This is a genomic window from Ralstonia sp. SA306 (genome assembly GCF_054792405.1).
Genome location: NZ_CP096451.1, coordinates 132,535 through 157,278 on the forward strand (window position 1 = coordinate 132,535; position 24,744 = coordinate 157,278).

General features: G+C 60.2%; 27 protein-coding genes and 1 other annotated feature. Of the genes, 21 read left to right on the forward strand and 6 right to left on the reverse strand.

The features are described from left to right. The first annotated feature begins 39 nt into the window (after nt 1-39). The 4 genes from M1D44_RS00675 (at nt 40) to M1D44_RS00690 (ending at nt 2,896) form a co-directional block, all read left to right on the forward strand. Nucleotides 40-759, forward strand: a complete 720-nt coding sequence (locus tag M1D44_RS00675; RefSeq protein ID WP_439004727.1) for a hypothetical protein — start codon at nt 40-42, stop codon at nt 757-759. 150 nt (nt 760-909) lie between these two features. Next, a complete protein-coding gene (locus tag M1D44_RS00680; protein WP_439004726.1) occupies nt 910-1,302 on the forward strand; it encodes a hypothetical protein in 393 nt (130 codons plus the stop codon). A gap of 520 nt (nt 1,303-1,822) precedes the next feature. Next, a complete protein-coding gene (locus M1D44_RS00685) occupies nt 1,823-2,440 on the forward strand; it encodes a hypothetical protein (RefSeq protein WP_439004725.1) in 618 nt (205 codons plus the stop codon). Nucleotides 2,441-2,521: 81 nt separating this feature from the next. Further along, nucleotides 2,522-2,896 (forward strand): PHA-granule associated protein 4, encoded by a 375-nt coding sequence (locus M1D44_RS00690; RefSeq protein WP_439004724.1) that lies wholly within the window; start codon nt 2,522-2,524, stop codon nt 2,894-2,896. A 125-nt stretch (nt 2,897-3,021) separates the two neighbouring features. Here M1D44_RS00690 and M1D44_RS00695 read toward each other — a convergent pair whose 3' ends face one another. The 4 genes from M1D44_RS00695 to M1D44_RS00710 all read right to left on the reverse strand — a co-directional run bounded on the left by M1D44_RS00695 (nt 3,022) and on the right by M1D44_RS00710 (nt 6,074). Next, nucleotides 3,022-3,309: an H-NS histone family protein gene (locus M1D44_RS00695; protein ID WP_439004723.1), complete on the reverse strand. Its 288-nt coding sequence runs from the start codon at nt 3,307-3,309 to the stop codon at nt 3,022-3,024. 50 nt (nt 3,310-3,359) lie between these two features. Further along, a complete protein-coding gene (locus tag M1D44_RS00700; RefSeq protein WP_439004722.1) occupies nt 3,360-3,878 on the reverse strand; it encodes a hypothetical protein in 519 nt (172 codons plus the stop codon). 363 nt (nt 3,879-4,241) lie between these two features. Beyond that, on the reverse strand, nt 4,242-4,652 hold the full coding sequence (locus M1D44_RS00705; RefSeq protein ID WP_439004721.1) for an HU family DNA-binding protein: 411 nt from the start codon (nt 4,650-4,652) through the stop codon (nt 4,242-4,244). Between the two features lie 187 nt (nt 4,653-4,839). Further along, nucleotides 4,840-6,074 (reverse strand): IS3 family transposase gene (locus M1D44_RS00710; protein ID WP_439004720.1). Its coding sequence is split into 2 segments (ribosomal slippage): nt 4,840-5,792 and nt 5,792-6,074, totalling 1,236 coding nucleotides; the frame shifts between segments, so codons are not numbered across the junction. Continuing rightward, nucleotides 5,680-5,796 (reverse strand) — a sequence feature (AL1L pseudoknot). It overlaps the preceding gene by 117 nt. Before the next feature lie 385 nt (nt 6,075-6,459). Between M1D44_RS00710 and M1D44_RS00715 the strand changes: the two genes are divergently transcribed. From M1D44_RS00715 to M1D44_RS00740, 6 genes are all read left to right on the forward strand, one after another. Beyond that, nucleotides 6,460-6,927 carry a hypothetical protein gene (locus tag M1D44_RS00715; RefSeq protein ID WP_439004719.1) on the forward strand — a complete coding sequence of 156 codons (468 nt, stop codon included), beginning with the start codon at nt 6,460-6,462 and terminating at the stop codon, nt 6,925-6,927. A gap of 89 nt (nt 6,928-7,016) precedes the next feature. Further along, nucleotides 7,017-7,988, forward strand: coding sequence for a DUF932 domain-containing protein (locus M1D44_RS00720; RefSeq protein ID WP_439004718.1), 972 nt, complete (start codon nt 7,017-7,019; stop codon nt 7,986-7,988). A 79-nt stretch (nt 7,989-8,067) separates the two neighbouring features. Beyond that, nucleotides 8,068-9,066: a YqaJ viral recombinase family nuclease gene (locus tag M1D44_RS00725; protein ID WP_439004717.1), complete on the forward strand. Its 999-nt coding sequence runs from the start codon at nt 8,068-8,070 to the stop codon at nt 9,064-9,066. 13 nt (nt 9,067-9,079) lie between these two features. Then, nucleotides 9,080-10,003 (forward strand): recombination directionality factor, encoded by a 924-nt coding sequence (locus tag M1D44_RS00730; protein WP_439004716.1) that lies wholly within the window; start codon nt 9,080-9,082, stop codon nt 10,001-10,003. Then, nucleotides 10,000-10,986: a hypothetical protein gene (locus M1D44_RS00735; RefSeq protein WP_439004715.1), complete on the forward strand. Its 987-nt coding sequence runs from the start codon at nt 10,000-10,002 to the stop codon at nt 10,984-10,986. Before M1D44_RS00730 ends, M1D44_RS00735 begins: the two co-directional genes overlap by 4 nt. A gap of 61 nt (nt 10,987-11,047) precedes the next feature. Next, nucleotides 11,048-11,293, forward strand: a complete 246-nt coding sequence (locus M1D44_RS00740) for a hypothetical protein (protein ID WP_439004714.1) — start codon at nt 11,048-11,050, stop codon at nt 11,291-11,293. Nucleotides 11,294-11,508: 215 nt separating this feature from the next. Here M1D44_RS00740 and M1D44_RS00745 read toward each other — a convergent pair whose 3' ends face one another. Next, a complete protein-coding gene (locus tag M1D44_RS00745) occupies nt 11,509-12,108 on the reverse strand; it encodes a DUF4145 domain-containing protein (protein ID WP_439004713.1) in 600 nt (199 codons plus the stop codon). 391 nt (nt 12,109-12,499) lie between these two features. Here M1D44_RS00745 and M1D44_RS00750 point away from each other — a divergent pair, with 391 nt between their 5' ends. Beyond that, on the forward strand, nt 12,500-13,228 hold the full coding sequence (locus M1D44_RS00750) for a glycine zipper 2TM domain-containing protein (RefSeq protein WP_439004712.1): 729 nt from the start codon (nt 12,500-12,502) through the stop codon (nt 13,226-13,228). A gap of 429 nt (nt 13,229-13,657) precedes the next feature. Beyond that, nucleotides 13,658-13,789, forward strand: coding sequence for a hypothetical protein (locus M1D44_RS00755; RefSeq protein WP_461241610.1), 132 nt, complete (start codon nt 13,658-13,660; stop codon nt 13,787-13,789). Between the two features lie 3 nt (nt 13,790-13,792). On the opposite strand, the gene M1D44_RS00760 is transcribed toward M1D44_RS00755, so the two are convergent. Then, nucleotides 13,793-14,050 (reverse strand): helix-turn-helix domain-containing protein, encoded by a 258-nt coding sequence (locus M1D44_RS00760; protein WP_439004710.1) that lies wholly within the window; start codon nt 14,048-14,050, stop codon nt 13,793-13,795. 66 nt (nt 14,051-14,116) lie between these two features. Here M1D44_RS00760 and M1D44_RS00765 point away from each other — a divergent pair, with 66 nt between their 5' ends. The 9 genes from M1D44_RS00765 to M1D44_RS00805 all read left to right on the forward strand — a co-directional run bounded on the left by M1D44_RS00765 (nt 14,117) and on the right by M1D44_RS00805 (nt 24,733). Next, a complete protein-coding gene (locus M1D44_RS00765; RefSeq protein ID WP_439004709.1) occupies nt 14,117-14,494 on the forward strand; it encodes a hypothetical protein in 378 nt (125 codons plus the stop codon). A 246-nt stretch (nt 14,495-14,740) separates the two neighbouring features. Continuing rightward, on the forward strand, nt 14,741-16,417 hold the full coding sequence (locus M1D44_RS00770; protein WP_439004708.1) for a hypothetical protein: 1,677 nt from the start codon (nt 14,741-14,743) through the stop codon (nt 16,415-16,417). Between the two features lie 90 nt (nt 16,418-16,507). Next, nucleotides 16,508-17,641, forward strand: coding sequence for a toxin-antitoxin system YwqK family antitoxin (locus tag M1D44_RS00775; RefSeq protein ID WP_439004707.1), 1,134 nt, complete (start codon nt 16,508-16,510; stop codon nt 17,639-17,641). 526 nt (nt 17,642-18,167) lie between these two features. Further along, nucleotides 18,168-18,386: a hypothetical protein gene (locus M1D44_RS00780; RefSeq protein ID WP_439004706.1), complete on the forward strand. Its 219-nt coding sequence runs from the start codon at nt 18,168-18,170 to the stop codon at nt 18,384-18,386. A gap of 79 nt (nt 18,387-18,465) precedes the next feature. Further along, complete coding sequence (locus tag M1D44_RS00785; protein WP_439004705.1) at nt 18,466-18,786, forward strand: hypothetical protein; 321 nt, start codon at nt 18,466-18,468, stop codon at nt 18,784-18,786. 65 nt (nt 18,787-18,851) lie between these two features. Then, nucleotides 18,852-19,238 (forward strand): hypothetical protein, encoded by a 387-nt coding sequence (locus tag M1D44_RS00790; RefSeq protein ID WP_439004704.1) that lies wholly within the window; start codon nt 18,852-18,854, stop codon nt 19,236-19,238. A gap of 15 nt (nt 19,239-19,253) precedes the next feature. After that, complete coding sequence (locus M1D44_RS00795) at nt 19,254-19,424, forward strand: hypothetical protein (protein ID WP_439004703.1); 171 nt, start codon at nt 19,254-19,256, stop codon at nt 19,422-19,424. A gap of 768 nt (nt 19,425-20,192) precedes the next feature. Continuing rightward, complete coding sequence (locus tag M1D44_RS00800; protein WP_439004702.1) at nt 20,193-23,006, forward strand: type VI secretion system Vgr family protein; 2,814 nt, start codon at nt 20,193-20,195, stop codon at nt 23,004-23,006. Beyond that, a complete protein-coding gene (locus M1D44_RS00805; RefSeq protein ID WP_439004701.1) occupies nt 23,003-24,733 on the forward strand; it encodes a hypothetical protein in 1,731 nt (576 codons plus the stop codon). Before M1D44_RS00800 ends, M1D44_RS00805 begins: the two co-directional genes overlap by 4 nt. Nucleotides 24,734-24,744: the final 11 nt, after the last annotated feature.

Here is a 24,744-nt window from a genome sequence, read left to right on the forward strand (position 1 = left end):
CGGTAAAATCGCCCCCAATATCAAGCTAGGGGGTGACGCATGGATTTTCTGAAAGGGTTGCTCAAGGCGCCGCTACAAGTGACGCTACTGATTATCGGCGTGGTCGTTTTTGTTCTTGGATGCGGGACGCCGGACAAGCTTCCGGTAATAGGGGGCTTCCATCCCGACCGCCCGATACCGATGATCATCCTTGGCGGGGTGCTCGTGTTGACGGGTATCGGCCTGTACATCTTCCGTACAGTTCTGGCGCGCAACGAAATCGCACAGCGCAGAAGCGCGCTCACCTCAAAAGGCCCGGTGCTTCCCAAAGCGGCGGATTTTGATGTACGCATTGCCAGCCACAGCGATGGTGCCTACATTGACCAAGACGGACAGAAGTTCCGAGGAACGATCAAACGCGCTCTTCCAGATGAATATGCGCTTTGGCTGGTGAGGCGCTGGAAGGATGATCGTGACCGCTACTATCCTGAGGGCCAAGCCGAGCTGCGACCGATGAGGGGCAGTACGACCGAGCATGAGTGGGAGGTGGAGAAGGTCTTCGTTGGTGGAGACCCCGGCGACTCGCGCATCATCGAGATCTGGCTCGTCGGTCCTGACGGGCGCGCCATGTTCAATGCCGTTAAGAAAGCGAACAATAAATACGCCGACCTGATGTCCCACATTGGGAAGAAATGGGAGAAACCATGGCTCATCGAACCCATTCAGGGCACTACAAGGGATATGGTGCCCTGCACTAGCATCATCGTTACGCGGCGATAGGCGCAAACGGTGCCGCTGGAGGCCACAGTCTTTGTCATGACTCGTCACGGGTCCCCTTCCGTCAGCAGGGTACTGTGACTGGCGTCATGTGCTTGAAAAGTTTGTTCTTGTCACCATTTCGGCTGTCCTTTCAAACAACACGGGGCAACCATGGAACTACTGACAGACGCGCTCAGGCAAAAGATCGCCCAACTCGTCGCGATCGACGAAGGACGACAAGCCGCGATTCCCCAAGGGGGGCTGAGCTACCTCAGTACCGAGGAAAGCCACGTCAAGGCTCGACAGGAGTTCAGCGGACACGCTCAGGCGATCGCCGGCGTCCTGGGCGGCCTGAATGGTGCGGAGTTGACCTTTGTGGCGGCGCTGGCGATGTATGGCAACCATCGCGGTTCGCTTGAAGGAAACACGAAGTTCGCAGACGCGTTGGCGGAGGCCGGTGAGTTCGTCAGCAAGAGCGCGCGCGACCAAGTTATCTCTAGCCTCGCCCCGAAGCAATTCTCCGCATACCTGCCGGCAGGACTGAAGCGCGCCAACCTGGACTAGCGAGGCGCGGGAGGTGTCGCCGAGCTTGGGCGCAGGCGGTCGCTGACGCGCCCAATCTTCGTACGCAGTTTCCGCGAACCATCGCTCGCTGGCGTGTTGTTGATCAACTTTCTGCGGCCGCTGGACTCTTCTGGCGGAAGTCGTGACTCCCCTGTCGGGAGAGTAAAAAACTCGTAACTCTTTGATTTGTAAGGGGTGATGCAGGAAAAATGCCCGTTCCCCCCCCCCCTTGTGTCGTGCAAACGATGGCCACTCGCCATGGTATCGGGTGGAGACGTTGCACAGGGCGAGCTGATCTCAGGGCCACAGATGAATGATGGCCTTCTTGGGCGTTTTTTCGCGGTTGTTGGTCGCTTTGTGGCCCTTCAAAATTACGTCAGGTGATCGGCGTTGGTGCCGCTGCCGATGAGCGTGAAGACATCAGGAGGGATACATCGTGGACATGGACACAAAACTACTGGGGCCGTCGAAAACTGGCGAGGTGCAACACAGGACGCGCAGCCGGCGCTTACGAGTGCGTATGCTCGCAGCTCAGAAGGCTGAATCTGACGCGCTTGCTGAGCGAAGCCGGCGCGATCACGAATGGCGTCTCCTGCTGGTCGACAAGTTCGTTCTGGCGGGGATGGTCGGTCTCCTTCTTGCGATTGCTGCTTTTGCCGGGAACATGGCGCTTGAGAAGTACAAAAGTGACAGCGCGGCAAGAGCGGCGAGGACGCTGGCGACACGAACGGCGAGCGACGAAGCCTGGACAAAGCTCATGAAGCTGCAAGAGAGCGTGTCTGAGCTAGAGTCCGCGTTACAGAGCCACGAATTTCACCGCAAGGTTCTCGTCGATCAAGACAAACTGGTATCCGACAAACAGGCGTTCGACACAAAAAATAAAAAGGCCAAACAGGACCTCACTGACCTATGGCGCCAACTTGAGTCTCAACAGTTACGCCTCGGGGCGGGCGTGCACTCGCTGTTCTTCCGTGCGATGCAGGATCTTGCGGTCATGCGGGTGGTGTATGAGGACCAATTTGTCGATGCGAATCTTGGCAGGGATAGTCCCAAAGACGGCAAAGAGCTGGTGGCCGAGGCCCAGAATGACTTGGATAAGCGCAAACAGCAGTTGCTCGGCACCTTGGATCACCTCTAGTCGTCGGTGGAAATCTCGCAGAAAACGTGGGCCTGCGTGTTGGCATCTACGTGCTACATGTAGACCTGAACTGAGGACAAGATGACAACAGCACGTGCCTGTACGCGAGAAGAAGCGCTGCGGCTGCTGAACATGGACGGAATCGCGGTCGTTGAACTGGACTACGAAGCGGGCTGGCAGGATGCCGTCGAGCTAGGTCGCATGGGCCAGAAGACGGGGGTTCGCGTGGAGTTTCGCGGCCAGGAAAACATCGTTGTTGGGTCGCTAGCCGCATTGGTTGCAGGTCTTTCACGTCCCAAGCAGACATTCCGTGAACGGAATCTGTACTGCCAATTCGACTTGGATGCTTTACCAGCAACCGATTTGGCGAAGCTGGAGGCCAAGGCGACTGCGCTGGGGGACAACATCCTTGCCGGTCACCTGCTGCGCGATGTGGATGGTCGCTGGGACGAGTAGTTCTGGCTCAACGTAGTCGGCGCTCAGCTCCTGCGGCTCCAGCGCATAGCGTTATAAGCCTTCGTCTTTCCTACCGAGTTCGTTTTGAACCCGCCGGAGCGGGCTCTGTGCAGAATCTGTCGGGGCTACGCGATCAAAAAGCGATCAAAGTTCTTTCCGGCAATCCATGCTGGGGCACGACCACGACCCGTCCAGGTAGCACCGGTCTTCGGGTCTTGGTATTTCGGGGCAACGGTGCGGCGACCCTTCGCTTTGACCTTCGCCGACAAGCCAATGTCTTCTGCCGTCAGCTCATAGTCGGCCACAATCTGTTTGACCTGAGCAATGACCTGTTCAAGCTCTTTGAGGCGAGCACTTTCAAGCTGTTCTTCCAGCTTTTGTTTCTGAGCGAGTAGTTCTTTATAGGTGGCCATGGTTTCCTTTGATTATTGGTACTGCGAGGAACAGCATATCCCACCCATGACTACCTTGGGGACTGTGCTGCATGGAGTTCGCGTAAAAACATGATTTCCTGTTTGCGGTGCTGCCAGCCTACCAAGGTGCCACTTGGAAACAGTCCGAGCATGGGATCAATTTCAATGTAATCGGGAAATGCGCCATCCGGTTTGTGCTTATTTTCCTCGTTGGTCATGATGACCGTCTTATCTCGCTCAAGAAAGAACTCAAAGAACTGAACCAACGTCATGGGTTCGGCGCTGTCGAAGTACAGCGCTTGCGCGGTGCTGGACCTGTCCTGCTTGTGCCCGCGCTGTAGCTGGTGTGGCGGGCGCTTGAAGTCATTTGCAGCGAACAGATCGAGCGCTGCCGGGGTGACGCCGACTACCCGCCAGGACCATGGGCGCGCCCCCATAAGGCTGGTGAGCATCCGCGTGGCGTCGGCTTTGGTGAAACCTTCGGGGTAGGATCGAACAGCATGAAATTGCGCCGTGTATATGGAGTACAACGCTCTGCGCAGACGCTCGTTCGTATAGATCGTCTGCATTCCAGTCGTTCGCCCCCTGTGCGCGGTAGAACAATTATCAGCAGCGTCGGATCAGAGGCGCGCGGCGCGCGCAAAGGCCCATAGACGTCTTACTCACAAAAGCAGATCTCCCTGAGTAGATATCGTAGCAGCCTGGCGCGACGATCTATGGCGCTCGCCTCGCCAAAGCGTGCGGACAACGGCGCGTAGTTCCTGCGAGATCGAGAGAGCCTCGGCCGGAGTCAGCAGATCGGCTGCGGTATTGAGGGCAGTGGCGAGTTCGGCAAGGCCGTGTAGTACACCGTCCCGTAACTCGGCAGGGCCACATTGTTCGTGAATTAGCATAAAAAAAGGAGGCCGTAGCCTCCTTTCCTTCGTGATGTGTTACCCGTTCAGGGCTGCGTCTTTGACCTTCTTAAGCGCTCGAACTTTCACGCGCACGGTTGCCGGTTTCGCCTCGAACCACTGCTCCAACCCGGTGAACGGGTTTTTGCCGAAACGCCGCTTGGTGGCCGGAACTTTCACCGACACCACCTTGAAGAGACCCGGCAGCGTGAATTCGCCGGCGCCTTTCTTGTGCAGAGCGCTGACGATGGTGTTCTCCAGATGGAGCAGCACCGATTTCACCGCTTTGGCGTCAACCTGGGCCTGTTCGGCCAGATGGCTTACGAGACTGGACTTGGTGAAGGTGTCCTTCAACGGTTTGGCGGACACCGCGGCAGTGGCGGGCTTCTTTGCCGGTGCGGTTTTCTTCGGGGTCGCCTTCTTTACTGCGGTCTTAGCTTTGGTCGCCATAGGAGGAATTGGTACTAGGTGAGTGAACCACATCCAGCATCAGCGTACTGTGTGCACGCTGCATTGCTGGCAGAAAGCATAGAGCAAATCTGGCGCCACCCCAAAGTTATCTCATCCGCCCCGCATCATTTGCTGAGTCGATGAACTCAGTATTGAACCGCCCCGGCTTTCGAGGAGGCCGGTTGGTTTAAGTTGAGACCGCTACAGCGGTCTCGCTGGCGAGTTGCCGCCAGTAGTTTGCCTCAGCTTCAGCCGGTGGGATGTACCCGATGGGTTCAAGCAATCGGATGTGGTTGAACCAGTGCACCCATTGCAGGGTGGCCAGCTCGACGGATTCCCTGGACTTCCAGGGCGCTCGCCGATGAATCAATTCGGCCTTGTACAGCCCGTTGATGGTTTCGGCCAGTGCGTTGTCATAGCTGTCGCCACGGCTGCCGACCGAGGGTTCGATGCCGGCCTCGGCCAGACGCTCGGTGTAGCGAATGGACAGGTATTGCGAGCCCCTGTCGGAATGGTGAACCAAGGCATCGGAGTTGGCCGGTTGGCGGTCATACAGCGCCTGCTCCAGGGCGTCCAGCACGAAGTCGGTACGCATGGTGCTGCTCACGCGCCAACCCACGATACGCCGCGCGAACACGTCGATGACGAACGCCACGTACAGCCAGCCCTGCCAGGTCGAGACATAGGTGAAGTCCGACACCCACAGTTGGTTGGGCCGCTCGGCTTTGAACACTCGCTGGACCCGGTCCAATGGGCATGGCACCGAGGTGTCCGGTGTCGTGGTGCGTACCACCTTGCCACGACGCACGCCTTGCAACCCCTGACGCTGCATCAAGCGCTCGACTGTGCAGCGCGCAACACGGATGCCCTCGCGATTCATCTGCTTCCAGACCTTGTCGGCGCCATACACCTGCCAGTTGGCATGCCAGACACGCTCGATGTCGGGGATGAGCGCGTCGTCGCGTTGGGCACGTTGGCAGCGCAGTGCTGGGTTGCGAAGCCGCGCCGCGTGGCGCCGGTAGCAAGACGGGGCAATCTGCAAGACCTTGCAGATGGGCTCGACCCCGTACGCATCGCGATAGCGGTCGATGTATGCCTTCACGACTTGAGTCGGCGGTCGAGCTCCGCCTGCGCAAAAAACGCGCTGGCCGTCTTGAGAATCTCGTTGGCGCGGCGCAATTCCTTGACCTCGCGCTCCAGCGCCTTGAGCCGTTCGCGCTCGCTGCTGCTCAAGCCCTCGCGCTGCCCGCTGTCGACCTCGTCGCGCTTGACCCAGTCCAGCAGCGTTTGCGGCACACAACCAATCTTGGGGGCGATAGATTCAACCGCCGCCCACAGCGACGGATACTCGCCTCGGTGCTCTTGCACCATGCGCACCGCGCGCTCGCGCACCTCGGGTGAGAATTTGTTCGTCTTGTTCATGGCTCCATTCTCTCAAGAGTTGGAGCCTCCTCAAATCCCGGGGCGGTTCAGTATTGGTGCGGGCGCCATTCCTCTCAATTTATTCCTGTCCAGTTCACTAGGCGACCTAGCGTCGGCCCGTTCGAGTTGCGGCCAGCTTTAGAGTCCCCGCAGTAGATTCAATCGAAAATCAGCCCTATATCACCCGCTCCGAGCAAGAGCTAGTGCGACTGCTCCGCCTGCGCTAACCCTGGCACAGGCGTTCCCCATTTCCGGAGTCCGGTGATGCTGCCCATTTCTCCACTCGAATATTTGATTGCGTTCGCCCTCGCTTATCTAAGCGGCGTGCTGGTATCGATTTGCCTCTGCAAATACGTGAGCCGCGTCCGACGGGGGGCGACGTGTCATGCGTGATCATCGTTCACTGCTTCCGCCTGACGATGATGACGAATGGCCGTACCATCACCCGCCGCCTGATGCATTCGCAAGACATCCACCCCACGATCCTGAACCGCCTCGCTACCGGCCCGATACGGGCGAATTGCGCGCAGCCTGCCCAGCCTGTGAATCGTTCCGGACTGAGCCGCGCCATCTTGCTCGCCGCATCGGTGGTGCGCTCGGCGCGGCAGCAGGCGGCACCAGTGCTGCGGCGGCCTCGCTCTCTGGCGCCGAACTCGGCGCAGCAGCAGGCTCGCTAGGCGGTCCGTTCGGCGCGCTGTGCGGCGGCATCGCCGGCGCGATCATCGCTGGCCTGGCCGGCGCCGCCGCCGGCTGCGCTACCGGCGCCGCACTCGGACAGACCCTGGACAACACCGTCCTTCTCAACTGGCGCTGTCGAGCCTGCGGCGCGCTCTTCTCCAACCGGCAGGGCTGACCAGCCTTCCGTTCTCTTTTCCCTGATTTGCTTCCCAATCGCCCGGCCATGTGCCGGGCTCTATGCCTTTTTTAACTCAAGGACTCAACATGCATCTCGTGCAATCGATGGCCTATGTAGGCCAGCAACCGTGGCACGGCCTCGGTAACAAGCTCGCGCCCAATCAACCCGTCGAAGTGTGGGCCGAACGCGCCGGCATGAACTGGCGCATCGAAGAATCCGAAGTGCGTTACGTCGCCGCCGGTCACAAGAACCTAGGCTCGATCCATGCGTTTCCTGAGCAGAAAGTCCTCTATCGCAGCGATTCGAGGATGCCTTTGGCCGTTGTATCGGCCCGGTATCAAGTTGTGCAGCCGTCCGAAATTCTGGAGTTCTACCGGGACCTGACCGAAGTCGGCGGCTTCGAACTGGAAACGGCCGGCGTGCTTAAGGAAGGTCGCAAGTTTTGGGCGCTCGCGAAGACCGGGCACTCCGGCACACTCAAAGCCAAGGACGAGATGCGGGGCTACTTGCTTCTCGCTACTGCCTGCGATGGCACGTTGGCGACAACGGCGCAATTCACGTCGATCAGAGTGGTTTGTAACAACACCCTGCAAATTGCGCTTGGCGACAGTTCTAGCGGTGCTGTCAAGGTTCCGCACCGCAGTCAGTTCGACGCCCAGGCTGTCAAGCGCCAACTCGGTATCGCCGTCTCGTCCTGGGATGCCTTCATGACGCGAACAAAAGCACTGGCAGAGCGCAAAGTTACTGATTCCGCTGCGGAAGCATTCTTCCGGCGTGTGCTGACCTACCCGACCACCAATCCGTCCGACCGTGCCGCAGTGGCAGTCAACGAACGGGCGATCAAGGCCGTCCAGCAGCTTTATGCCGGGCGCGGCAAGGGTGCGCAATTGCCCTCGGCATCCGGCACAGCGTTCGGCTTGCTCAATGCTGTCACTGAGTACGTGGACCACCACCGTCGGGCGCGCAGCGACGATCACCGACGCGATGCCGCGTGGTTCGGCGCTGGTAACTCGCTGAAATCGCGCGCGTGGGACGAGGCACTGCGGCTCGTGGTGTAGCTGTTCACCCTCCTTCCTTTCTCAATCCTCCGGCCCGGTCGAGTTCGCTCACCGGGCCTTGTTTCTTTCTGGAGGCTGTATGAGTGCCCTCGAACCAATCCGGCCCCGACCCCGGCGCGCGGCGTTGAAGCTGGTCAAGACGACCGAGCTGTCCCGCTCTGATTGGCTGGACGTCCGTCGAACCGGCATCGGCGGATCAGACGCCGCTGCCGCAGTTGGCTTGAATCCATACAAGAGCCAGCTCGAACTTTGGCTGGAGAAGACCGGCCGGGATGCTGAGCTACCGAAACCCGACCCCAACGACACCACGGAGCCGATTTACTGGGGAACGCTGCTGGAGCCCATCGTGGCGGCTGCCTATACGCAGCAGACTGGGCGCCGCGTGCGCAAGGTCAATGCGGTGCTGCGGCATCCCACCATCCCGTTCATGCTCGCGAACCTGGACCGGGAAGTCGTCGGCGTGCCCGATGTGCACATCCTGGAGTGCAAGACGGCGGGCGAGTTCGGCGCCCGCCACTGGCACGACGGCGTGCCGGAATACGTGCAACTGCAGGTCCAACACCAGTTGGCTGTCACCGGCAAGCGCGCCGCCGACGTGGCTGTGCTGCTGTGTGGTCAGCAGTTGGCGGTGTACCGCATCGAGCGGGACGACGAGCTGATCGCGCGGCTGATTCTGCTGGAAGCCGAATTCTGGCGATATGTCGAGCGGGATGTCCCACCGCCAGGTGACGGCTCCGAATCCGCCGATCGGGCACTGCGTTGTCTGTACCCCAGGGACAGCGGCGGCACAGTGGATTTCTCGGACGACCGGCAGCTATCGGCAACCTTTGCCGACCTGGTTGCCGTGCGCGAGCAGATCGAAGCGCTGGAAGTGGCGGCGGCCAAGCTCAAGCAGACGATCCAGTACGCCATGGGTGACGCCTCACGGGCGCTGTTCGATACCGGCGAAGTCACCTTCCGGCGCAGCAGGGACAGCACCAGCACTGACCTAGAACGGCTGCTCGCCGATCACCCCGAGCTTGCCGGGCAATACGCCATCCCCAAAGCCGGCTCGCGCCGCTTCCTCATGTATCCCTGAATCGGAGTCAAAAATGCTTAAAGGACTCGCCATTACCCCACCTGTCATCGGGCGCATCAGCATCGGCCGCGTGGTCGAGAAGAACGGAAAGCGCCTGCCAGAAAAGGACGACCAATTCACTCTGACAACCCAAGTGCAGAACAGGGACGGCTGGGTGCTGCATCCGCTCAATGAGTCGTTGCGCAAGGCTACGCCGGGCAAGCTGCGCTCGATCCCGGTACGTCTGCTATTCAACAATCCCGACCTGAACCTGCGCGCCGAATACACGCTGTTCGATCGGGAAACCGGGCGGCCTGTCTGTGTCGGTAATGGCGAACGCTGCAAGCGGCTGGAGGAAGGCGGGATTGCCATCCTGCCCTGTCCGTCACCGGAAGGGTGCCAGTTCGGCGGCCCCGGCGGCTGCAAGCCATACGGTCGGCTCAACGTCAGTATCGGTGACACGGACGACGAGCTTGGGTCGTTCGTGCTGAGAACCACGAGCTTTAACTCGATCCGCACGCTGGCTGCGCGGCTTCAGTATTTCAGCGCCGTGTCCGGCAATCTGCTGGCGTGCCTGTCGCTCAGGCTAGTGCTGAGGGGGAAATCGACCACGCAGAGCTACAGGGCTGCGATCTACTACGTCGATCTAGCGGTTCGGGAAGGAAGCACCCTAGAAGCCACGATTGCAGAGGCACGCGAGTTGGATGCGCGCCGCAAGGCGGCAGGGTTCGATCAGGCGGCTCTGGACGCCGCCGCCAAGGCTGGCTTTGCCAACGGCGCGTTCGAGGACAGCCCGGAGGAGGCCGCTGCCGTCGCCGAAGAGTTCTTTCCCGACCCGACGACCGGCAACAGCAACACTGATTCTGGTGAAGCAGGGGCAACCGGAGAACCCAAGCCACCGACCCTGCGCGACAAGCTGGACCGCAGGGCGGCGTCGCTGGGTGGGACGGCAGCATGATCCGGTTGTCCTGCTGGGCGCTGTCGATCGGGGCAACGGGCACCGCAATCTGCCTGTCGGTCCTGGTCGGCTGGCAGCGCGGTGGATCGCTGGCCGAGCGGCTGACGTGGGTGTCCATCGGGGTCGTGCTGGTGGCGAGCGCACATCTGTTGCCTGCCCTGGTGCGGGACTTGCCGTACCGGGTGCGTGCGGTGGCCGGCATGTTGTGGCTGGCCTGCATGGCGACAGCTTGTTTCGGTCATGCCAGTTTCTTCCTGCTTGCCCAGCGCCACGCAGGGGAACTGCGGGCTACTGCGGTTGCCGTGACTGAGGCTGCGCCGGCCGGTCGTAGTCTCACGGCGGTCATGGCGGAACGGGCCGGCGTCACTGCACGACTGGCGACTGCCAATGCACAGCGCTGTACTGGCAACTGTACGACGCTGGAAGCCCGTCGCGTCACGCTGACTGCCAAGCTCGAAGCGCTGGATGCCGAAGCCGGAGAGATAAGGCGTCGGCAGTCAGCGGATGCTCGAGCGGCGGAGCGGCGTGACGCTCTGGTAGCCGATCCAGTCACGGCACGACTCGCCGCGTTACTGGGCACGACCGTTACTCGCGTCGATCTGCTGTCGGGGCTGGCCTTCGCTGCTGTACTGGAAGGCGTCGCCTGCCTGCTATGGACGGTCACGCTGCGGTCACGGTCGCCAGTCCCAACCGTTCCGGCAACTGTGGCAGCGGTCACGGTCAACCACCCACCAGTCATGGCGAGTCACGCGGCCGAGTCCGGGAGTCACGAAGCGGAGGCGGAGAGTCACGTGCCGATCAGCGAACCAGTCACGTCGTTACCGCCAGGTGAGCAGCCCGATCCTAACGTGACGCAGCTCGCCCAGGCTGTTGCAGCCGGGCAGGTCCGCCCGACCGTTGCTGACATCCGGCGTTTCCTGGGTGTCTCACAGGCCCGTGCGGCAGTACTGCGCCGCCAACTCGCCGCGCTCGACTCGTCCTGACGTCATATGCCGGGGCTTCGGCCCCGGCTCTCTTTTATCTACCCGACATAGGGACAAGGCTATGCCGAAACCCAAAACCAATATCGAATTCGTCCGCGAGCTGATGGACTTCTCGCGCTTCGGACCCCTGGCGCAGATGTTCGTGATCGATGCGCTTTCCAAGTGGTCCGATAAGATCGCCAACACACCCGTCGAGGAACTGCACAAGGCGTTTGACGGCAATCTGCTGATCGGCGCCGAAGCCTGGCAGGGCGTGGCGCGCGAGATTAAGGATAAGCTTGATGCCCACTTCGTTCGACAGAACTGACATGTTCTGCCACGCTGTACCAATCGGGAGAATCATCGGCGTGACACTCTTCGGGGCTTTTCTTGTAGCTCGTCGCCTATCTGCGGGGGTAGGATGTCCAAAAGCGCTCGGCTTCCGGGCGATCGAAGGCCCCCAGTGGTTAGCGGCGCCACGAAATTCTGTGTCCGTTATCAGACGCTCAACGTCGAATCGCACCGACGGCTGCACGCCGTCCGTCAAACCTTCGCCTGCCGCTGCTGGAAGCGCGCAAACTTTTCATTGAGGATGAAGACGTACTCGCAGATCGCAATCGCAAAGTCTAGGAGATCTTTGGCGTCGTCTTTTTTAACTTTCTCCGTCGTGGCGTGAGCGCCGAGATTGCGGTGTTCCCGGAGGGCTTCGCTCCAGTGAAAAATGCGTTCGTCAATCACACCATCTTGTTTGAGCTTCTTCAGGCCTGCAGCGAGCATCTTCGTCTTTGGGTCGTGATGCTTGCACACCCCTTCGATTGTTCGCCCACACATTACCGCGCAGGCGCTATATGCCTTGGCCCTGAAGCAGATCTTCGCTTCGATTAACGAGTTGCGAGCAATCTCTGGAATTAACCAGTCGATTTCATTGTCGGGCGCTGGCCAGCGACGTTCAGCAGAGTCCCATTCCCAGTCAGTGGGTCCAGTCTGAATCATCTCTGCGATCCCGAAAAGCGGACTCCCGCAGACCTTGCATTGCAAAAGGACCGCTTTCGTGGGAACGCCAGTGTGCTCAGGGTCGAGGTCTACGTGCCCCTTCTCTTCGCAGTCGACGCGTGAGTCGCAGTATGGGCATTCGGTGATCATTGGCTCTCCCTCAAATACCTAATGTCGGCGCATAACGGCTACCGTAGACCATCCTGTGAAGCCTAGCAAAGTCACAGCCATGCATCAAAAGCAAGATGGCCGCGAGTGTCAAGCTGAGAGCCGCTCTTGTACACCCACGCGCAGCGGAACCGCTTCCTAGGAAATCAGCGATGAATCGTTTCTTGTGCGCAGCGCAGACGCGAATTGCCTGCTGCTCCCTCCATTTGTAACATCGTCCTGCCTCCGCCCTTTGCGGGAAAGGCGCTCAACCCTTTGATTTGTAAACGGAATAACGCGCTACAGATTCTCACAATTTAAAACGGTATCCAACCAATCGATCGACCACACTTTCTCCATCGAAAGGCCAACACCTCAACGGCCTAGGGAGAAGATGATGAACGACGAGCAACCGAACATCCAAGGTCAACAGTACACCGGCACGTCGATGGGCCAGATGCCGCAGTCGCGCCGCATGCATCCGCTAATGGCCGGTGCCGCAGTCGCGGTGATCATCGCAAGCGTAACGGGGGTGGCCGCCATGACTGGCGTATTGCCCACCTCGAAGGCTATGCAGGGCAGCACCAACCCGAACGTCGCCGCGCAATCGGCCTCCGCACCGCTGGCACTTGCTGCTCCCGGCCAGACGGCAGCGCCGAATCAAGCGGCCCCGACCTATCCGGCGCAGCCGAGCGCGGTACACCACGCGGTGCATCATCCGGCCCCGTCGTATGCGGAACATAACCCCTCGTCGAGCAACGACTATGCGCAGCCGCACCCGGCTGCCAACCCGTATGCTGGTCAGGTCACCGCCATCACGCCGATCGCCACGCAGCAAGGCAACGAAACCGGTCTGGGCATGATCGGTGGTGCTGTGGTGGGTGGCTTGCTGGGCAACCAGGTCGGCAAGGGCAATGGCCGCACGCTGGCGACGGTGGCCGGCGCGGTGGGTGGCGGTTATGCAGGCCATGAAGCGGAAAATTACTATCACCGCGACACGTCCTATAACGTCAGCGTGCGCATGGACAACGGCGCTACTCGCACCTTCACGTATAAGGCCGCGCCCGGCTTCCAGGTGGGGGACCGCGTGCACGTAGAAAACGGCAGCCTGGCCGCAGGCTGATCGCCGCACGCTGCCACAGGCAGCATAAAACCGGCCCTCGGGTCGAACGCGGTTCAGTTAAGCGCAGCGTCAGAAACAAGCAATGAGGCCGCTCCAGTAAATCGGAGCGGCCTTTTTTATGCCCTTAACGTGACGGCATTGCCGACATAAAGCCGGGTCTCTTACCCGGCTTTCTCTTCTTTCCATTTCCCCAATCCCGACGACCCTGCATCCGGCTCCGCTGGAGGCCGGCGCTCGTCTATTTTTCAGGAGCACACCGTGACAGAGCCATCCTTACCCGCATTGCCTCCACCACGCTTGCCACTCGGGCAACTGGTAGCGACACCTGCCGCCATTGCCGCCCTGGCGGCGGCCGACGTGTCAATTTTCAAACTGGTGAACCGCCACGCCCGAGGCGACTGGGGTGACCTTTCAACCGAGGATCTCGCATTGAACGACCTCGCAGCCATCACTGGCCAGCGTGTGCTGTCCAGCTACCTGCTGGGGAATGGGCAGAAGATGTACGTCGTGACGGAATGGGACCGGTCGGTGACGACCGTCCTGCTGCCGGAGGACTACTAGCCCTCAGCGTGGCAGCGCCGACATCGGCTTATCCAGAAGGGTATCGATGAAGGTGTGCGGGTCAGCTTCCAGCACCCGCAAGAAATCGAGCAGTTCAACCACGTCCAGGCGGCGAGCGCCGCTCTCAACCTTGGACACAAAGGCTTGTGGCCGTCCGATCCGATCAGCAACGTCCTGCTGCAGCCAACCGCGCTGCTTGCGCAGGTCGGTGAGCAGCTTCGCAATCCGCTGATAGCGAGGGTCGTGGATCGGATGGGTCATGCAAACATTCTAGATACACATACGCGATATTCTCTATCCGTATACGCTATATTCACGGAGATTCACATGTTTCAAATCGTCTGGCTGTCCGGTGTCGCTGTAACGGCGCTCGGCATCGTCCTCGACATGCGCCGCTTGCGGGCCAATCACGTTGGTTTGCCCGTTGTGGGCTGGGTCTTCGCATCCGCGTGCATTGGGCCGGTCGCTGGCGCGGCCTATCTGCTCCAGCGCCGTGCCGCCCGGCAGGCACTGATCGACGCAGCCTGGGCGCTGGTTGGCGATGCCAACCAGCCCGCGCACGTGCGTCGCAAACGGCTGATCGCGCTGGAGCGCAGCGGTGTGCTGGGTGTGCCGATCTTCCGGGCGTGCCTGGCTGTGCTGGACGCGGAAATCGCAGACGCACTGCATGTAACGACCGAGGAGGATGCCGGCCACTCCATGTAAAGGGCCAATCAAGCCACGCAATACACATCCGCAGGAATGCCCATCTGGTTTCTTGTCGAGACGGGCATTCACTTCGCACAACACAGCAAGGGGGTATCCAAATTGAACACCAATCAAAACCTAGGGATTTTGAAGCTCGCGTTAAGCGCTACGCTGTCTGCCGTTCTAGCCGCTTGTGGCGGAGGTGGTGGTGACAGCGGTTCCTCGGCATCGAACCCGAGCGCTCCGGTTGCCACGACTCAGCAGTTGACGGGACGCGCCATTGACGGCTACTTGAGCGGTGTGACGGTCTGCTTCGACAACGGTCACGGTGCCTGCGACCCGACACTGCCGGAAGCGGTGACGGACGTGAACGGCGCCTACACCCTCGACGTTTCCGGAGACATGACCGGCAAGCACCTGCTCGCCGTCGTCCAGGCTGGTAACGTCGACACCACGACCAACACGACCTTCCAGCAGGGTTTCTTGCTGTCGGCCATCGTGGCGGGGGCCAACCAGAACATCACCCCACTCACGTCGATGGTGGTCGCGCAGATAGCGGCAGGCAAGTCGCAGGCTGATGCCGTGGCCGCCGTCCAATCGCTGGCTGGCGGGGCAGATGTCAACGGCGACTACATCGCTGGTGGCAACACTTCAGTGGCAACGCTCGCTTCGCAGACGGTCGGCGTGCTGCAGGCCTACGGCGGCACGACCCCCGCGACTGCGGCCAACGTGTTGAATGCCGTGATCGCTACCGGCTCTCCGGCGGCAGTGACGGCTTCGTCGGTCGCGCAGCAAGCGGCAGCCAACGGCACGCCTGTTGATCCCGCTACGGCACTGGCTCAACCGCTCTATGCGATTGAAGGCTATCTCGGCAGCGGCGGTACGCCGTTCTCGCACTATGGTCTGCAAGACGCAGTCGGCGTACCGGTACGGAACGCGTACACCCTGAGCGGCGGCTCGCTCACGGTGCCGCAGCAATTGCACCAAGGCGGCTGGGTCAATGCGCCAGTCGGCATATTCGACTCCTACATCACGGGGGCTGGACTCAGCAACCCGCTGTCGTACGTGATGCCGCTTTCCGGTGGCTACGTGATGAAGGCTGACGGCACGCTGTCGGCATTCCTCTCCAGCGATCAGATGCATCCGGGTTACACGGTGAGTTCGTCCAGCGGCAAGATCAGTGCCACCGACCTGCTGACCAATGACGCTGTGACGATCTCGCTGTCGCAGGTGGACGCAAGCAATCAGCCGGTGTCCAGCGCACTGCTCGTGCCGCCGACCAACGCCATCCGTCAGGCAATGGGAGGCGTTTTTGCTCCGGGTTCGACGGCCGTCTACGCCACCATCCAACACGCCAACGACCAGGCCATCGTCACTACCGGTGGCTGGGGTCCGGAGTGGGTGAGCGGCGCTGACGTGTACAACACGGGCATCTTTGTCACACCGGACAATGCACCGTCCACCGGTGTGCTGACCCTGGGTGATCCGTCGGCGCTGGTGTCGTTGACGAACGTCTCGCAGGTTGTGGGTAAGTCCGCAGACGTGTCGTACAACGTCCAGGCGCGCTCCTGCATTGTGTTGAGCATCCAAGCGGGTGGCGTGGTGCAGTTGGCAGCGAGCGGCAAGTCGGGCTGCGACTACAGCAAGGTGTCGCTGCCGGTTCAAGGTACGTGGAGCATCTATCCGCGTAACAACAACCTGATGGTGATCAACCTGCCGAAGTCAGCCGCGGCGCTGGATATCAACCCGACAGTGAAGGGCGCTATCGCCAACGGTGGCAATCTGATTGTGGCTCTCATCGCCGGCAAAGCGGCCATGGGCTACCTGTTCCCGGCGTCTGTACCCCAAACCTACGAGCTGCTCACCGCGGCGCAATCCGATCTTGTCGCCGCTTCGATGCATGCGGCGGCCAAGGCCATTGGTATCACGCTGAACCCGTAAGGGCACCTCTCTTGAAGCAAGGCCGGTCGGTGCAGACGATGCACTGACCGGTATTTCGCCCTCGCAAACGGCAGTGAGGTCCAAGCGATCTTGCTGTCCTTCCTGTTTCCACCTGATTCGCTCCCGCTGTCATTGCGTCGGGACTCGCCGAATCTCCCACTTTCCAAGATCATGAAACGCACCCTGACCAATCCGGTTGTTCTGTTCACGCTTGCCGCCTCGCTGCTGATGACGGGTTGCGGCAAGCCACTGGACTTCCGCAACGCCCAAATCAACAACGGAAAAATTTACGCGGGCAACGACAACAGCCCGTTCTCAGGAAAGGTGACGAACGTTCCGTACGGCCAGATTTTTCAAGACACCGATGGCTTGGACAAAGCCCAGCGCGCCTTTCTCCTGGCCGTCAAAGACAACGGTGCCATCAACTATCAGGCGGTGTGTGACCTCCAAGCGCATGACGGCTTGCGTGACGGCAAGGTCGTGTGCAAGCTGCCCAATTCAGACATCACCGAGATCGAGACATCGTTTAGCGATGGCAAGCTCAATGGCGACTTCAAGCTGTACGCAAAGGATGGCCGCACCATCCTGAACAGCGTGTCATTCGCGCAGGGGCAGCCGGACGGCAAACAGGAAATCTACAGCCCACGCAGTCACAAGCTGGTTCGCGTTGCGCATTGGAGCAAGGGTGTTCCTGACGGGGAAGAGGAGGGCTTCGATGAAAACACCGGGAACCGCACTCTCCGCGCCAACTGGTCCAACGGGCAACTCGATGGCGAGTTGTTCGAGTACGCGCCGGACGGCAAGCAGGTGATTCACCACGTGAAGTTTGTTCGAGGCGCAAAGGACGGGGTGGAAGAGCTTTTCTATCCCGACACCGGCAAGCCGAGGCAGTACGGTCAGTACGTCAACGGCCAGTTGATGGGAGCGGCGAAGGCTTGGGACCCCGACGGTCGACTGGTCTATGACCGCGACTACAAAGCCGGTGCAATGGTGTCGGACAGCCCGGCGCTATCGAATTGCATCGCAAACATGATGAACGATAGGAGTCTCAAAGACGCACAAGACGTGATGATTCTTCGTGAAGATGTTGCGCGCGCCACCTGCAAGGAAAATCCCAATCTGAACGCGGGCGCTGCGGCACCGTCCGCAGCCACGCAGATCGCGCCCGAACTTGCCGGGCTGACCGATGCAGCGTCATCCACGACGGCCCAGCCCACCAACTAGGCCGTCCCTCTATACAAGCGCAGATGCCAGCAGGCCTTTTGGCCTGCTGGCAGCCTCGCGTCTTCCTCATTTTTTTTTGTTCTACATTGCCCACGAGTTGCTCGCCTCGCAGTTGGATGACCATAGCGACCTCAAGAAGGAATTTCAGGAGTGCGTACGGCCCGGCGACGGGCGGGCGCGCTTACGGTCTAGTTCCGATTGCACGCGAGTGCCATTGCACCAATGAACTAACGCACATTGGGTAAGAAGTAGTCAGATTTTCCGAGGGTTCCCGCCAGGGAGGCCGGTTTATGATGGACAGAAGCACTCGCCGTTTCTCTTTCGTACCAGGCTCGATTTCGAGCACATTCCGAGGTTGGAGAAGCGAGCTGCCGAAGGCAGAACAACAGTAGAAATAGGCGGCAATCGTTGGGGGAATCCTCGCTCTTGCAGGTGCGACCATCGATTTTTTTTCGTAAGACAGTATTGAGTTTCCGCCCGAACAGTCGCCACCAGTTTCAACGGAAAAAGCACGACAGGAGCCGGCATGAAGGGAAAGAGCATTTTTTCGCTTGCGGAAGCTGAGCGTGTCCGTGAACTCTTGCGGATGGTCCGCAGGGCGGAGCGCGATGAACAGAAGAAGCTCCGCAACCGCCTGCGGCTGAGTGTCGGCTTCTATATCTCCGACTTCACCAAATCAACCGCTGGCTTCACAGAGGCCGACTTCGACAGCTTGGTGAAACGGGGGGCGATTAAGATCGTTTGACAGGAAAAATTGCCGAGAAAGCGAGTTAGGACGGCGCCCGATGCTGACCGGATGTCAGCGAACAAGAACCGGAGTAGTGATGCGAAACGTAGATTTGACTCGAGCCAAAATGGTTCGTGGAGCGAACGACGAACAGACTGCCAATCAACTGATCGCCGAGGGCTGGGTGTTGATCGACGCGGCATCCGGCAAGGACGAAAGCGGCTATCCGTTTACCCGCTATTCGTTGGCCTGGTTTCCGGAATTTAGCGAGCCAAATGAGACGTCACCATTAGTGATCGAGCCTAAGGTTGATCGTGCTACCGACCCGACCACTCAGGAGGGCGGAAATCCGCCACCTGACAGTCCTCCTGGTCCCGGTCCCATGGGAGGTTGGGAGGGTGGGCACGGTAATCACTAACGCGCAAGAAAAACATCTGGCGCGCTAGCGCTCCGTTACCGACCGGCTTGGGGAGGGGTAGCTATATGAAAGCTTGGATTCGAGTCGTGTGCGCTGCACTGTTTGCCCCCAGTATTTCGACCACGGCAAACGCCGACGATGCCACCCGCAAGCATCTATACGTCTGTAGGTCTCCTGTCCTCGCTTTCGATTTTTGGAATGCCTTGCAGGATATGCAGAGGAAGGGCGTGACTGTGACTCCAAAGATCGCCCAAGAACTCTGCAACGGCATGAGGGCCGGTGATGAGCCGCAATGTCTTCGCATCGAAGCTGATGATTTCAAGCCAGTGGCAAGTGGGTACGGCGGCGCGATGGCAATGAGCGATGGAAAAACCAAGACTTGGTTTCACCGCCCGGATACGCTGGGGTGGGTTCACCCAAACTACTACGTCCAGTTCGTCAACAGGAAGTAAGCGGAGAGCATCATCATGCAAATCAAAGTTACGGTAACGCGCAACGGTGTCGGCTTGTTCTCGAATGTGTACTCAGTTTCCATCGAGGGGGACCTTGAACGAGCTGCTGCTGATGCGCTTGCAGAGGCACGACGTGCAGCAGGCGGCGCAACCTTCGACTATCAGATCAACATCGAGAAAGCGTAGTGATAGTTCTCTGTTACTGGTGCTATCCACGGTAGCTAAGAAAATGCCGGCCGCGAAGAGCTCTTGATACACGGGCCGTTGGAGCGCCTGCTGACGGTGATGAGCGAGCAAGCGCCAAGTGATGGCGGCGACAGCGGCTCAAATTTGCCAGAAAGTGGATGCCATTCTCAGGGACTTCGGCGCGGTGAGATTGGCGGCCGAGAATGAGACGGCTCGACCGAAAAATGACAGAGAGCCGCGATGTGTCACGTCGTAACACTAGATTGTTCCAAGAATGTCCCTCCCTTCGTCGTCATGTGAACGATCTACGACAATCCGGCGGATGAGGCAAATCACGTCGCAGCGCGGCACGGCTGAATTCCACCCAAATGGGGCTCGGCGATTTTCGCTATAGCACTGAATTCCTCGCAGAGTCGGGCATTAATAAACCATAACTGAAGACGTATCCGGCTCGCGCTAGCATGTAGCGTCGGGGATATTTGCCTGCTCTCGCTTAATGCAGATGTAAATAATGCGAAACGAGAAACCCTCCTTGTAGGGAGGTGCGCAGCACCGTAATTCTCTAATATCCCCGCGCACATTTTTAGCCGGCCAACGGAATGCATGGCTCGGCACTCGACATCGTTGGGGGAAAGCGTGGTCTCCGTGCCTGAATTCATGAACCTGCGGTATCGCAGCCGGTGCGCAATGCGATCGGCTGCACTGGTTGGAGCGCCGCTGGGCGCTGCCGTGCCGCCCACACCCCGATAACGCCACAGTCCTACAGCGATGTACTTGCCCGAATCTGCCTTGTCGGCGCTATCAGGCCTGCTTGGCCAGCATACGCGCCAGATCACCATCGAGACTGCACTGACCACGGATAACTTGGTCGTGGAGCGCTTCACTGCCAAAGAAGCAGTGTCTGCACCGTTTGCTTTGCACATCGACTGCTTGAGCCCTGCAGCTCATCTCGACACCGGCAAGCTGGCGGCCGACGAAATCACGCTGCGGTTGATGTTGCCCGACGGCAACCGGCGCGCATGGCACGGCTATGTGGTGGCCTGCGCAGCGCTCGGAGGTGATGGCGGCCTCGCGCGCTATCGGCTGACAGTCGGTTCGTGGTTTGACCGCTTGCGCACCCGCAGCGATTGCTTCGTCTTCCAGGACAAGACGGCGCTAGAGATCATTGAAGATGTGTTGGCCGACTACCCGCTGGCGCATTACCGCCTGGCCGTGAACCAGCCGTGCGCCAAGCGCTCTTCCTGCTCCCAGTACCGCGAAACCGATTTCGCGTTCATCGAACGTCTGCTGGCCGAAGAGGGCTTGTCTTACCGCTTTGAGCATCAGCAGGGCGAGGCCCAATCTGGGGACGGGAAGGCTACGCAATCGCGGCACTGTCTGGTCATCTTCGACAACGATGCCGAACGACCCGCGTGCGCGCAGTCGGAGATCCGTTTCCACCGGGTGGACGCCACCGAGCAGGAAGACGCCATCGAGCGCTTCTCGCAGACCCATACCGTTGGCACTAATGCCGTGACCTTGGCGGGTTGGGACTACAAGGCGCTGGCAGCCACCTCAGCTCAGGCGACCGCCAAAGACCCGGGCGGCGAGCTGCCGACGTTGGAGAGCTTCGAGGCTTCCGGTCCGTATCGATTTAAGGATGCACAAGGCGCCGATCGCGCTGCGCGTCTGCGTATGCAGGCGCATGAGGGGGGCTATTTGCGCTACCAGGGCCAGGGTAGCGTGCGCCAGTTGGGCGCCGGCGAGCGCTTTACGCTCATGCAGCATTTCGATAGCCATCACAGCGCGTTTGTCGCGCTGCAGGTCGAGCACGAGGCGGCCAACAACCTGGGCGCTGACATCGCACGGTTGCTTGGCACCACGTCCATTGAGTCCGGCAGCTATCGCAACCGATTTGTTGCCGTGCCGGCTGATGCACCAATCGTGTCGGCATACCGCAAGCGCCCGACAGCGCCTGAAGGCCAGGCCGCAGTGGTGGTTGCCAACGATGGCGCACCGCTCACCACCGACCGCGATCACCGCGTGCTCGTTCGCTTCCCATGGTTGCGTGCACCGGACGCGAGCGCTTTTCGTGACCCCGACAGTAGTGACCACACCCAAGTTACCGCCTGGGTGCGCGTTGCCACTTCGAGCGCTGGCCCCAATTGGGGTGCGAACCACTTGCCACGCGCGGGCACACAGGTACTGCTCTCATTCCTCGACGGCGATATAGATAGGCCGATCGCCGCCATGCAGCTCCATAGTGAGCAGGATGCGTTGCCCTGGCCTGCTGCCGACGCGCCGCTCGGCCAAGCCTTGTCCGGCTGGCACTCGCAGGGCTTGGGAGGCGATGGCTACAACCAGTGGGTGGTCGACGATCATCCGGGCCAGTTGCGCACGCGGCTGGCCAGCTCCACTGCCAACAGCCAACTCAGCCTAGGCTATGTGATGTCACACGGTGCGACCGGTGGCGAGCGCGGAAGCTGGCGCGGCGCCGGCGCGGAGCTGCGTACCGATGCCTGGGCCGTGGTACGCGCCGGCGGCGGGCTGCTGTTGTCGACCACGGCACGGCCTCAGGCGGCTGGCACTGTGCTCGACGCGCACGAGGCGCGCGGCCAGCTCACGGCAGCGCAGAAGACTGCGCGGCGTCTGTCCGATGCGGCCTCCAGCCAGCAGGCGCTACCACTGGCAGCCAACGAAGTGTTTGATTCGCTCACTCAGGCGCTGGACCCGGCGCAGGACGGTCGTTACGAAAGCAATGTCAACGGCCAGGATGCGACCCAGCCGAACCAGGCGCCGGTTGAGCGCTTCGGCCAGCCTTGGCTGGTGGCGGAGTCACCCTCAAGCATCGCACTGGCTTCGCAGGCCACCACGACTATCTACGCGGGCCGGCACCTGCACGGCACCGCGCAGGCGGACTGGCATCTGGCGGCGGGCAACGTGGTGGCTGCGGCCGCTGCAAAGGGGATTAGCCTGTTCGCCCAACGCAACGGCATTCGTGCCATTGCCGAAGGTGGCCCGGTGTCGATCCAGGCCCATACCGATGCACTGGCTGTGCTGGCCGACAAGGCCGTCACAGTGACGTCTTCCACCGATTCGGTCGAGATCCTCGCGCAGCAGAACATCGTGCTGCATGGCGGGGATTCGATGATTCGCCTGGAAGGCAACGCTATTACGTTTGAGACGTCGGGGTTGTTGTCAGTAAAGGGGGCAGGGCATCCGCTTGTTGGGCCGGGTGGGCAGGCTGCCGCGTTGCCGGCGCTACCGGTCGGAAGCGTTACGCTTTCCAATGCCGTCGAACTCAACTATCAATACGACGACCTTGAGCCGGTGCAAGGTGCGCCGTACAAGATCGTGTTCAGCGACAACACCGTCCGGGAAGGCAAACTCGACAAGCATGGCTTTGCCCGTGAAGAGGGCACGCCAAACCTGCCGTACTACGTAGAGTTTGGCGAAGACGAACGCCCCTGGAAAGCTCCGCCTCTGGAGACGTCCGACGAATACAAGAAAGCCCAGCCTGAAGCCAAGCGGCAAATCGAGGTGGAGCGGCAGTCGCGCATTGCCGCCGGCGATACACGTGCAGCGGAGGATCTCTCACAATGAGTCTGATCGACGATATCACCAAGTTCTGCGAGGACTTGGTGTTAGGCGACTTTGAGGAAGAGCCCAGCAACGCCGCAATGATCGTGGGTGGTGTGATTTCCCTGATCCCGGTCGCCCAGCAGGTGCTGAACGTGCGCGATATGTCCGGGATGATCTACCGCATCTCGCGCAAGGGTGCCCGAAACTGCGGCAAAGACGATTGGGTTGATTTGGCCCTAGCGGCCTTCGGGTGTATTCCTGAACTGGGCAGCCTCTTCAAGACGATCGTCAAGCCGCTGTGGAAAGGGCGCAAACTGCTGAAAGGGGCTCTGCGCGGCGAGGCTTTTGTGAGCGGAATGCTTGGCAAGGCTAAAGGCAAAGCCATCACCTTCATCCGGACGCTGGATTGGGCCGGCAACACCCAAGTCGCGATCCAGCAGATGGACAATGCGCTGATGGGCTGCGACCAACTACTGGGAGAACTGGAGCAGCCCCACTGGTGGCTACCGGATTCCCTGCAAGGGCTCGCACGTGACCTGCGTCCGGGCCTCCAGACGATCCGGGGGCCGTTGCATACGGGCATTCAGCAAGGCATTCAGGCGTTGCAGGAGTTCGTCACCGACCTCATCGGCGAAGATGGTTACCGCGTCGCCCAAATGGCGGTCGCTGCGGCGTCGGCCACTTCCGGTAGCAGAAGCGCGGGCGCACATGCTGGCCATGAACCGAGTCGTCCAAGCAGGTCGACAGAATCGTCCCACCCGTCTGCCAGGGAGCAGACACCAGCCAATCGGACGTCGCCGCCGGCCGAGAAACAGCAGGCGAAGCACAAGGATGAGCAGGATACCAAACGCCAGCAGGTCGAACCCGGTGGTGGGCCGCAGACCACTGCTAGCCGCGTGACACGTGCATCGTGGAAGGCGATCGGCAATCGGTACAAGGGGCTCATCGGCGAGCATATGGCGCACTACCACCACATGAACCTGCATGCGCCGGACGCATGGCCGCATGGAAAGGTGGAGGGGAAGCATGCCGGGGCTCAGTGGAAAGGCACCAAGCGATTGGTAACGGAGCAAAACAAGCACGCTACACCAACAGAATTGGTGCCGGAACACCTTGTTCGTATCAATCAGAATGGCGTGGACGGTGTTTGGTCACTGGACAACAACGTCTTCCACTTCGTTGAGGCGAAGGCTTCCGAGTCTGCTGGGGCGCTGTTCGGGATGGCAACTGATAGCTGGCGGGAGCGTGCCGATGGCAAAAAATCGTCCAAGCTCCAGCCACCGCCAAACCTGACAGAACGACAATACGCGTTGTGGTGCATGTTGTCGCAGCCAAAGAAGGGCTTGCAGATGTCGATGCAGTGGCTACGCGAGAGCACGTTGCCGGCAATGATCGATGGAAACGCGAAGAACCGCTTTGTGTACGTTGTCTTCGCGATACCTAGCACCAGCCCTCCGAAAGACTACACACCTAAACCAGGCGGCGTGTTGAAAAAGGGCATGGCGGATGGTGCAGCGGAGCACGTGGCTGTGAGCATCGACGTCGGGGCCATCGCACTCACGGGTGGCGATTATTACAATTTGAGCTTGCATGACAAGCACCGCCCCGCGCACGGTCTTTCTGATCAGTTCACTTACGCCGAACTTGACGAACTCACCATGATGTATGAGCAAGCCAAGAAAATACGCGTCGTGAGCGGTCAGCCAAAACCTGCGGAAAGAAAGCCTCGCACCCAACGCGCTAAGTAACTGTTGGCATA

Bases quoted from the DNA above. Each gene is read 5' to 3' on its own strand.
- M1D44_RS00790 (WP_439004704.1), top strand. From the start codon at position 18,852: ATGAAAGCTTGGATTCGAGTCGTGTGCGCTGCACTGTTTGCCCCCAGT.
- M1D44_RS00685 (WP_439004725.1), top strand. From the start codon at position 1,823: ATGCTCGCAGCTCAGAAGGCTGAATCTGACGCGCTTGCTGAGCGAAGC.
- M1D44_RS00800 (WP_439004702.1), top strand. From the start codon at position 20,193: ATGTACTTGCCCGAATCTGCCTTGTCGGCGCTATCAGGCCTGCTTGGC.
- M1D44_RS00765 (WP_439004709.1), top strand. From the start codon at position 14,117: ATGTTTCAAATCGTCTGGCTGTCCGGTGTCGCTGTAACGGCGCTCGGC.
- M1D44_RS00750 (WP_439004712.1), top strand. From the start codon at position 12,500: ATGATGAACGACGAGCAACCGAACATCCAAGGTCAACAGTACACCGGC.
- M1D44_RS00700 (WP_439004722.1), bottom strand. From the start codon at position 3,878: ATGCAGACGATCTATACGAACGAGCGTCTGCGCAGAGCGTTGTACTCC.
- M1D44_RS00705 (WP_439004721.1), bottom strand. From the start codon at position 4,652: ATGGCGACCAAAGCTAAGACCGCAGTAAAGAAGGCGACCCCGAAGAAA.
- M1D44_RS00720 (WP_439004718.1), top strand. From the start codon at position 7,017: ATGCATCTCGTGCAATCGATGGCCTATGTAGGCCAGCAACCGTGGCAC.
- M1D44_RS00745 (WP_439004713.1), bottom strand. From the start codon at position 12,108: ATGATCACCGAATGCCCATACTGCGACTCACGCGTCGACTGCGAAGAG.
- M1D44_RS00730 (WP_439004716.1), top strand. From the start codon at position 9,080: ATGCTTAAAGGACTCGCCATTACCCCACCTGTCATCGGGCGCATCAGC.
- M1D44_RS00785 (WP_439004705.1), top strand. From the start codon at position 18,466: ATGCGAAACGTAGATTTGACTCGAGCCAAAATGGTTCGTGGAGCGAAC.
- M1D44_RS00690 (WP_439004724.1), top strand. From the start codon at position 2,522: ATGACAACAGCACGTGCCTGTACGCGAGAAGAAGCGCTGCGGCTGCTG.
- M1D44_RS00680 (WP_439004726.1), top strand. From the start codon at position 910: ATGGAACTACTGACAGACGCGCTCAGGCAAAAGATCGCCCAACTCGTC.
- M1D44_RS00725 (WP_439004717.1), top strand. From the start codon at position 8,068: ATGAGTGCCCTCGAACCAATCCGGCCCCGACCCCGGCGCGCGGCGTTG.
- M1D44_RS00805 (WP_439004701.1), top strand. From the start codon at position 23,003: ATGAGTCTGATCGACGATATCACCAAGTTCTGCGAGGACTTGGTGTTA.
- M1D44_RS00740 (WP_439004714.1), top strand. From the start codon at position 11,048: ATGCCGAAACCCAAAACCAATATCGAATTCGTCCGCGAGCTGATGGAC.
- M1D44_RS00735 (WP_439004715.1), top strand. From the start codon at position 10,000: ATGATCCGGTTGTCCTGCTGGGCGCTGTCGATCGGGGCAACGGGCACC.
- M1D44_RS00675 (WP_439004727.1), top strand. From the start codon at position 40: ATGGATTTTCTGAAAGGGTTGCTCAAGGCGCCGCTACAAGTGACGCTA.
- M1D44_RS00695 (WP_439004723.1), bottom strand. From the start codon at position 3,309: ATGGCCACCTATAAAGAACTACTCGCTCAGAAACAAAAGCTGGAAGAA.
- M1D44_RS00780 (WP_439004706.1), top strand. From the start codon at position 18,168: ATGAAGGGAAAGAGCATTTTTTCGCTTGCGGAAGCTGAGCGTGTCCGT.
- M1D44_RS00715 (WP_439004719.1), top strand. From the start codon at position 6,460: ATGCGTGATCATCGTTCACTGCTTCCGCCTGACGATGATGACGAATGG.
- M1D44_RS00760 (WP_439004710.1), bottom strand. From the start codon at position 14,050: ATGACCCATCCGATCCACGACCCTCGCTATCAGCGGATTGCGAAGCTG.
- M1D44_RS00795 (WP_439004703.1), top strand. From the start codon at position 19,254: ATGCAAATCAAAGTTACGGTAACGCGCAACGGTGTCGGCTTGTTCTCG.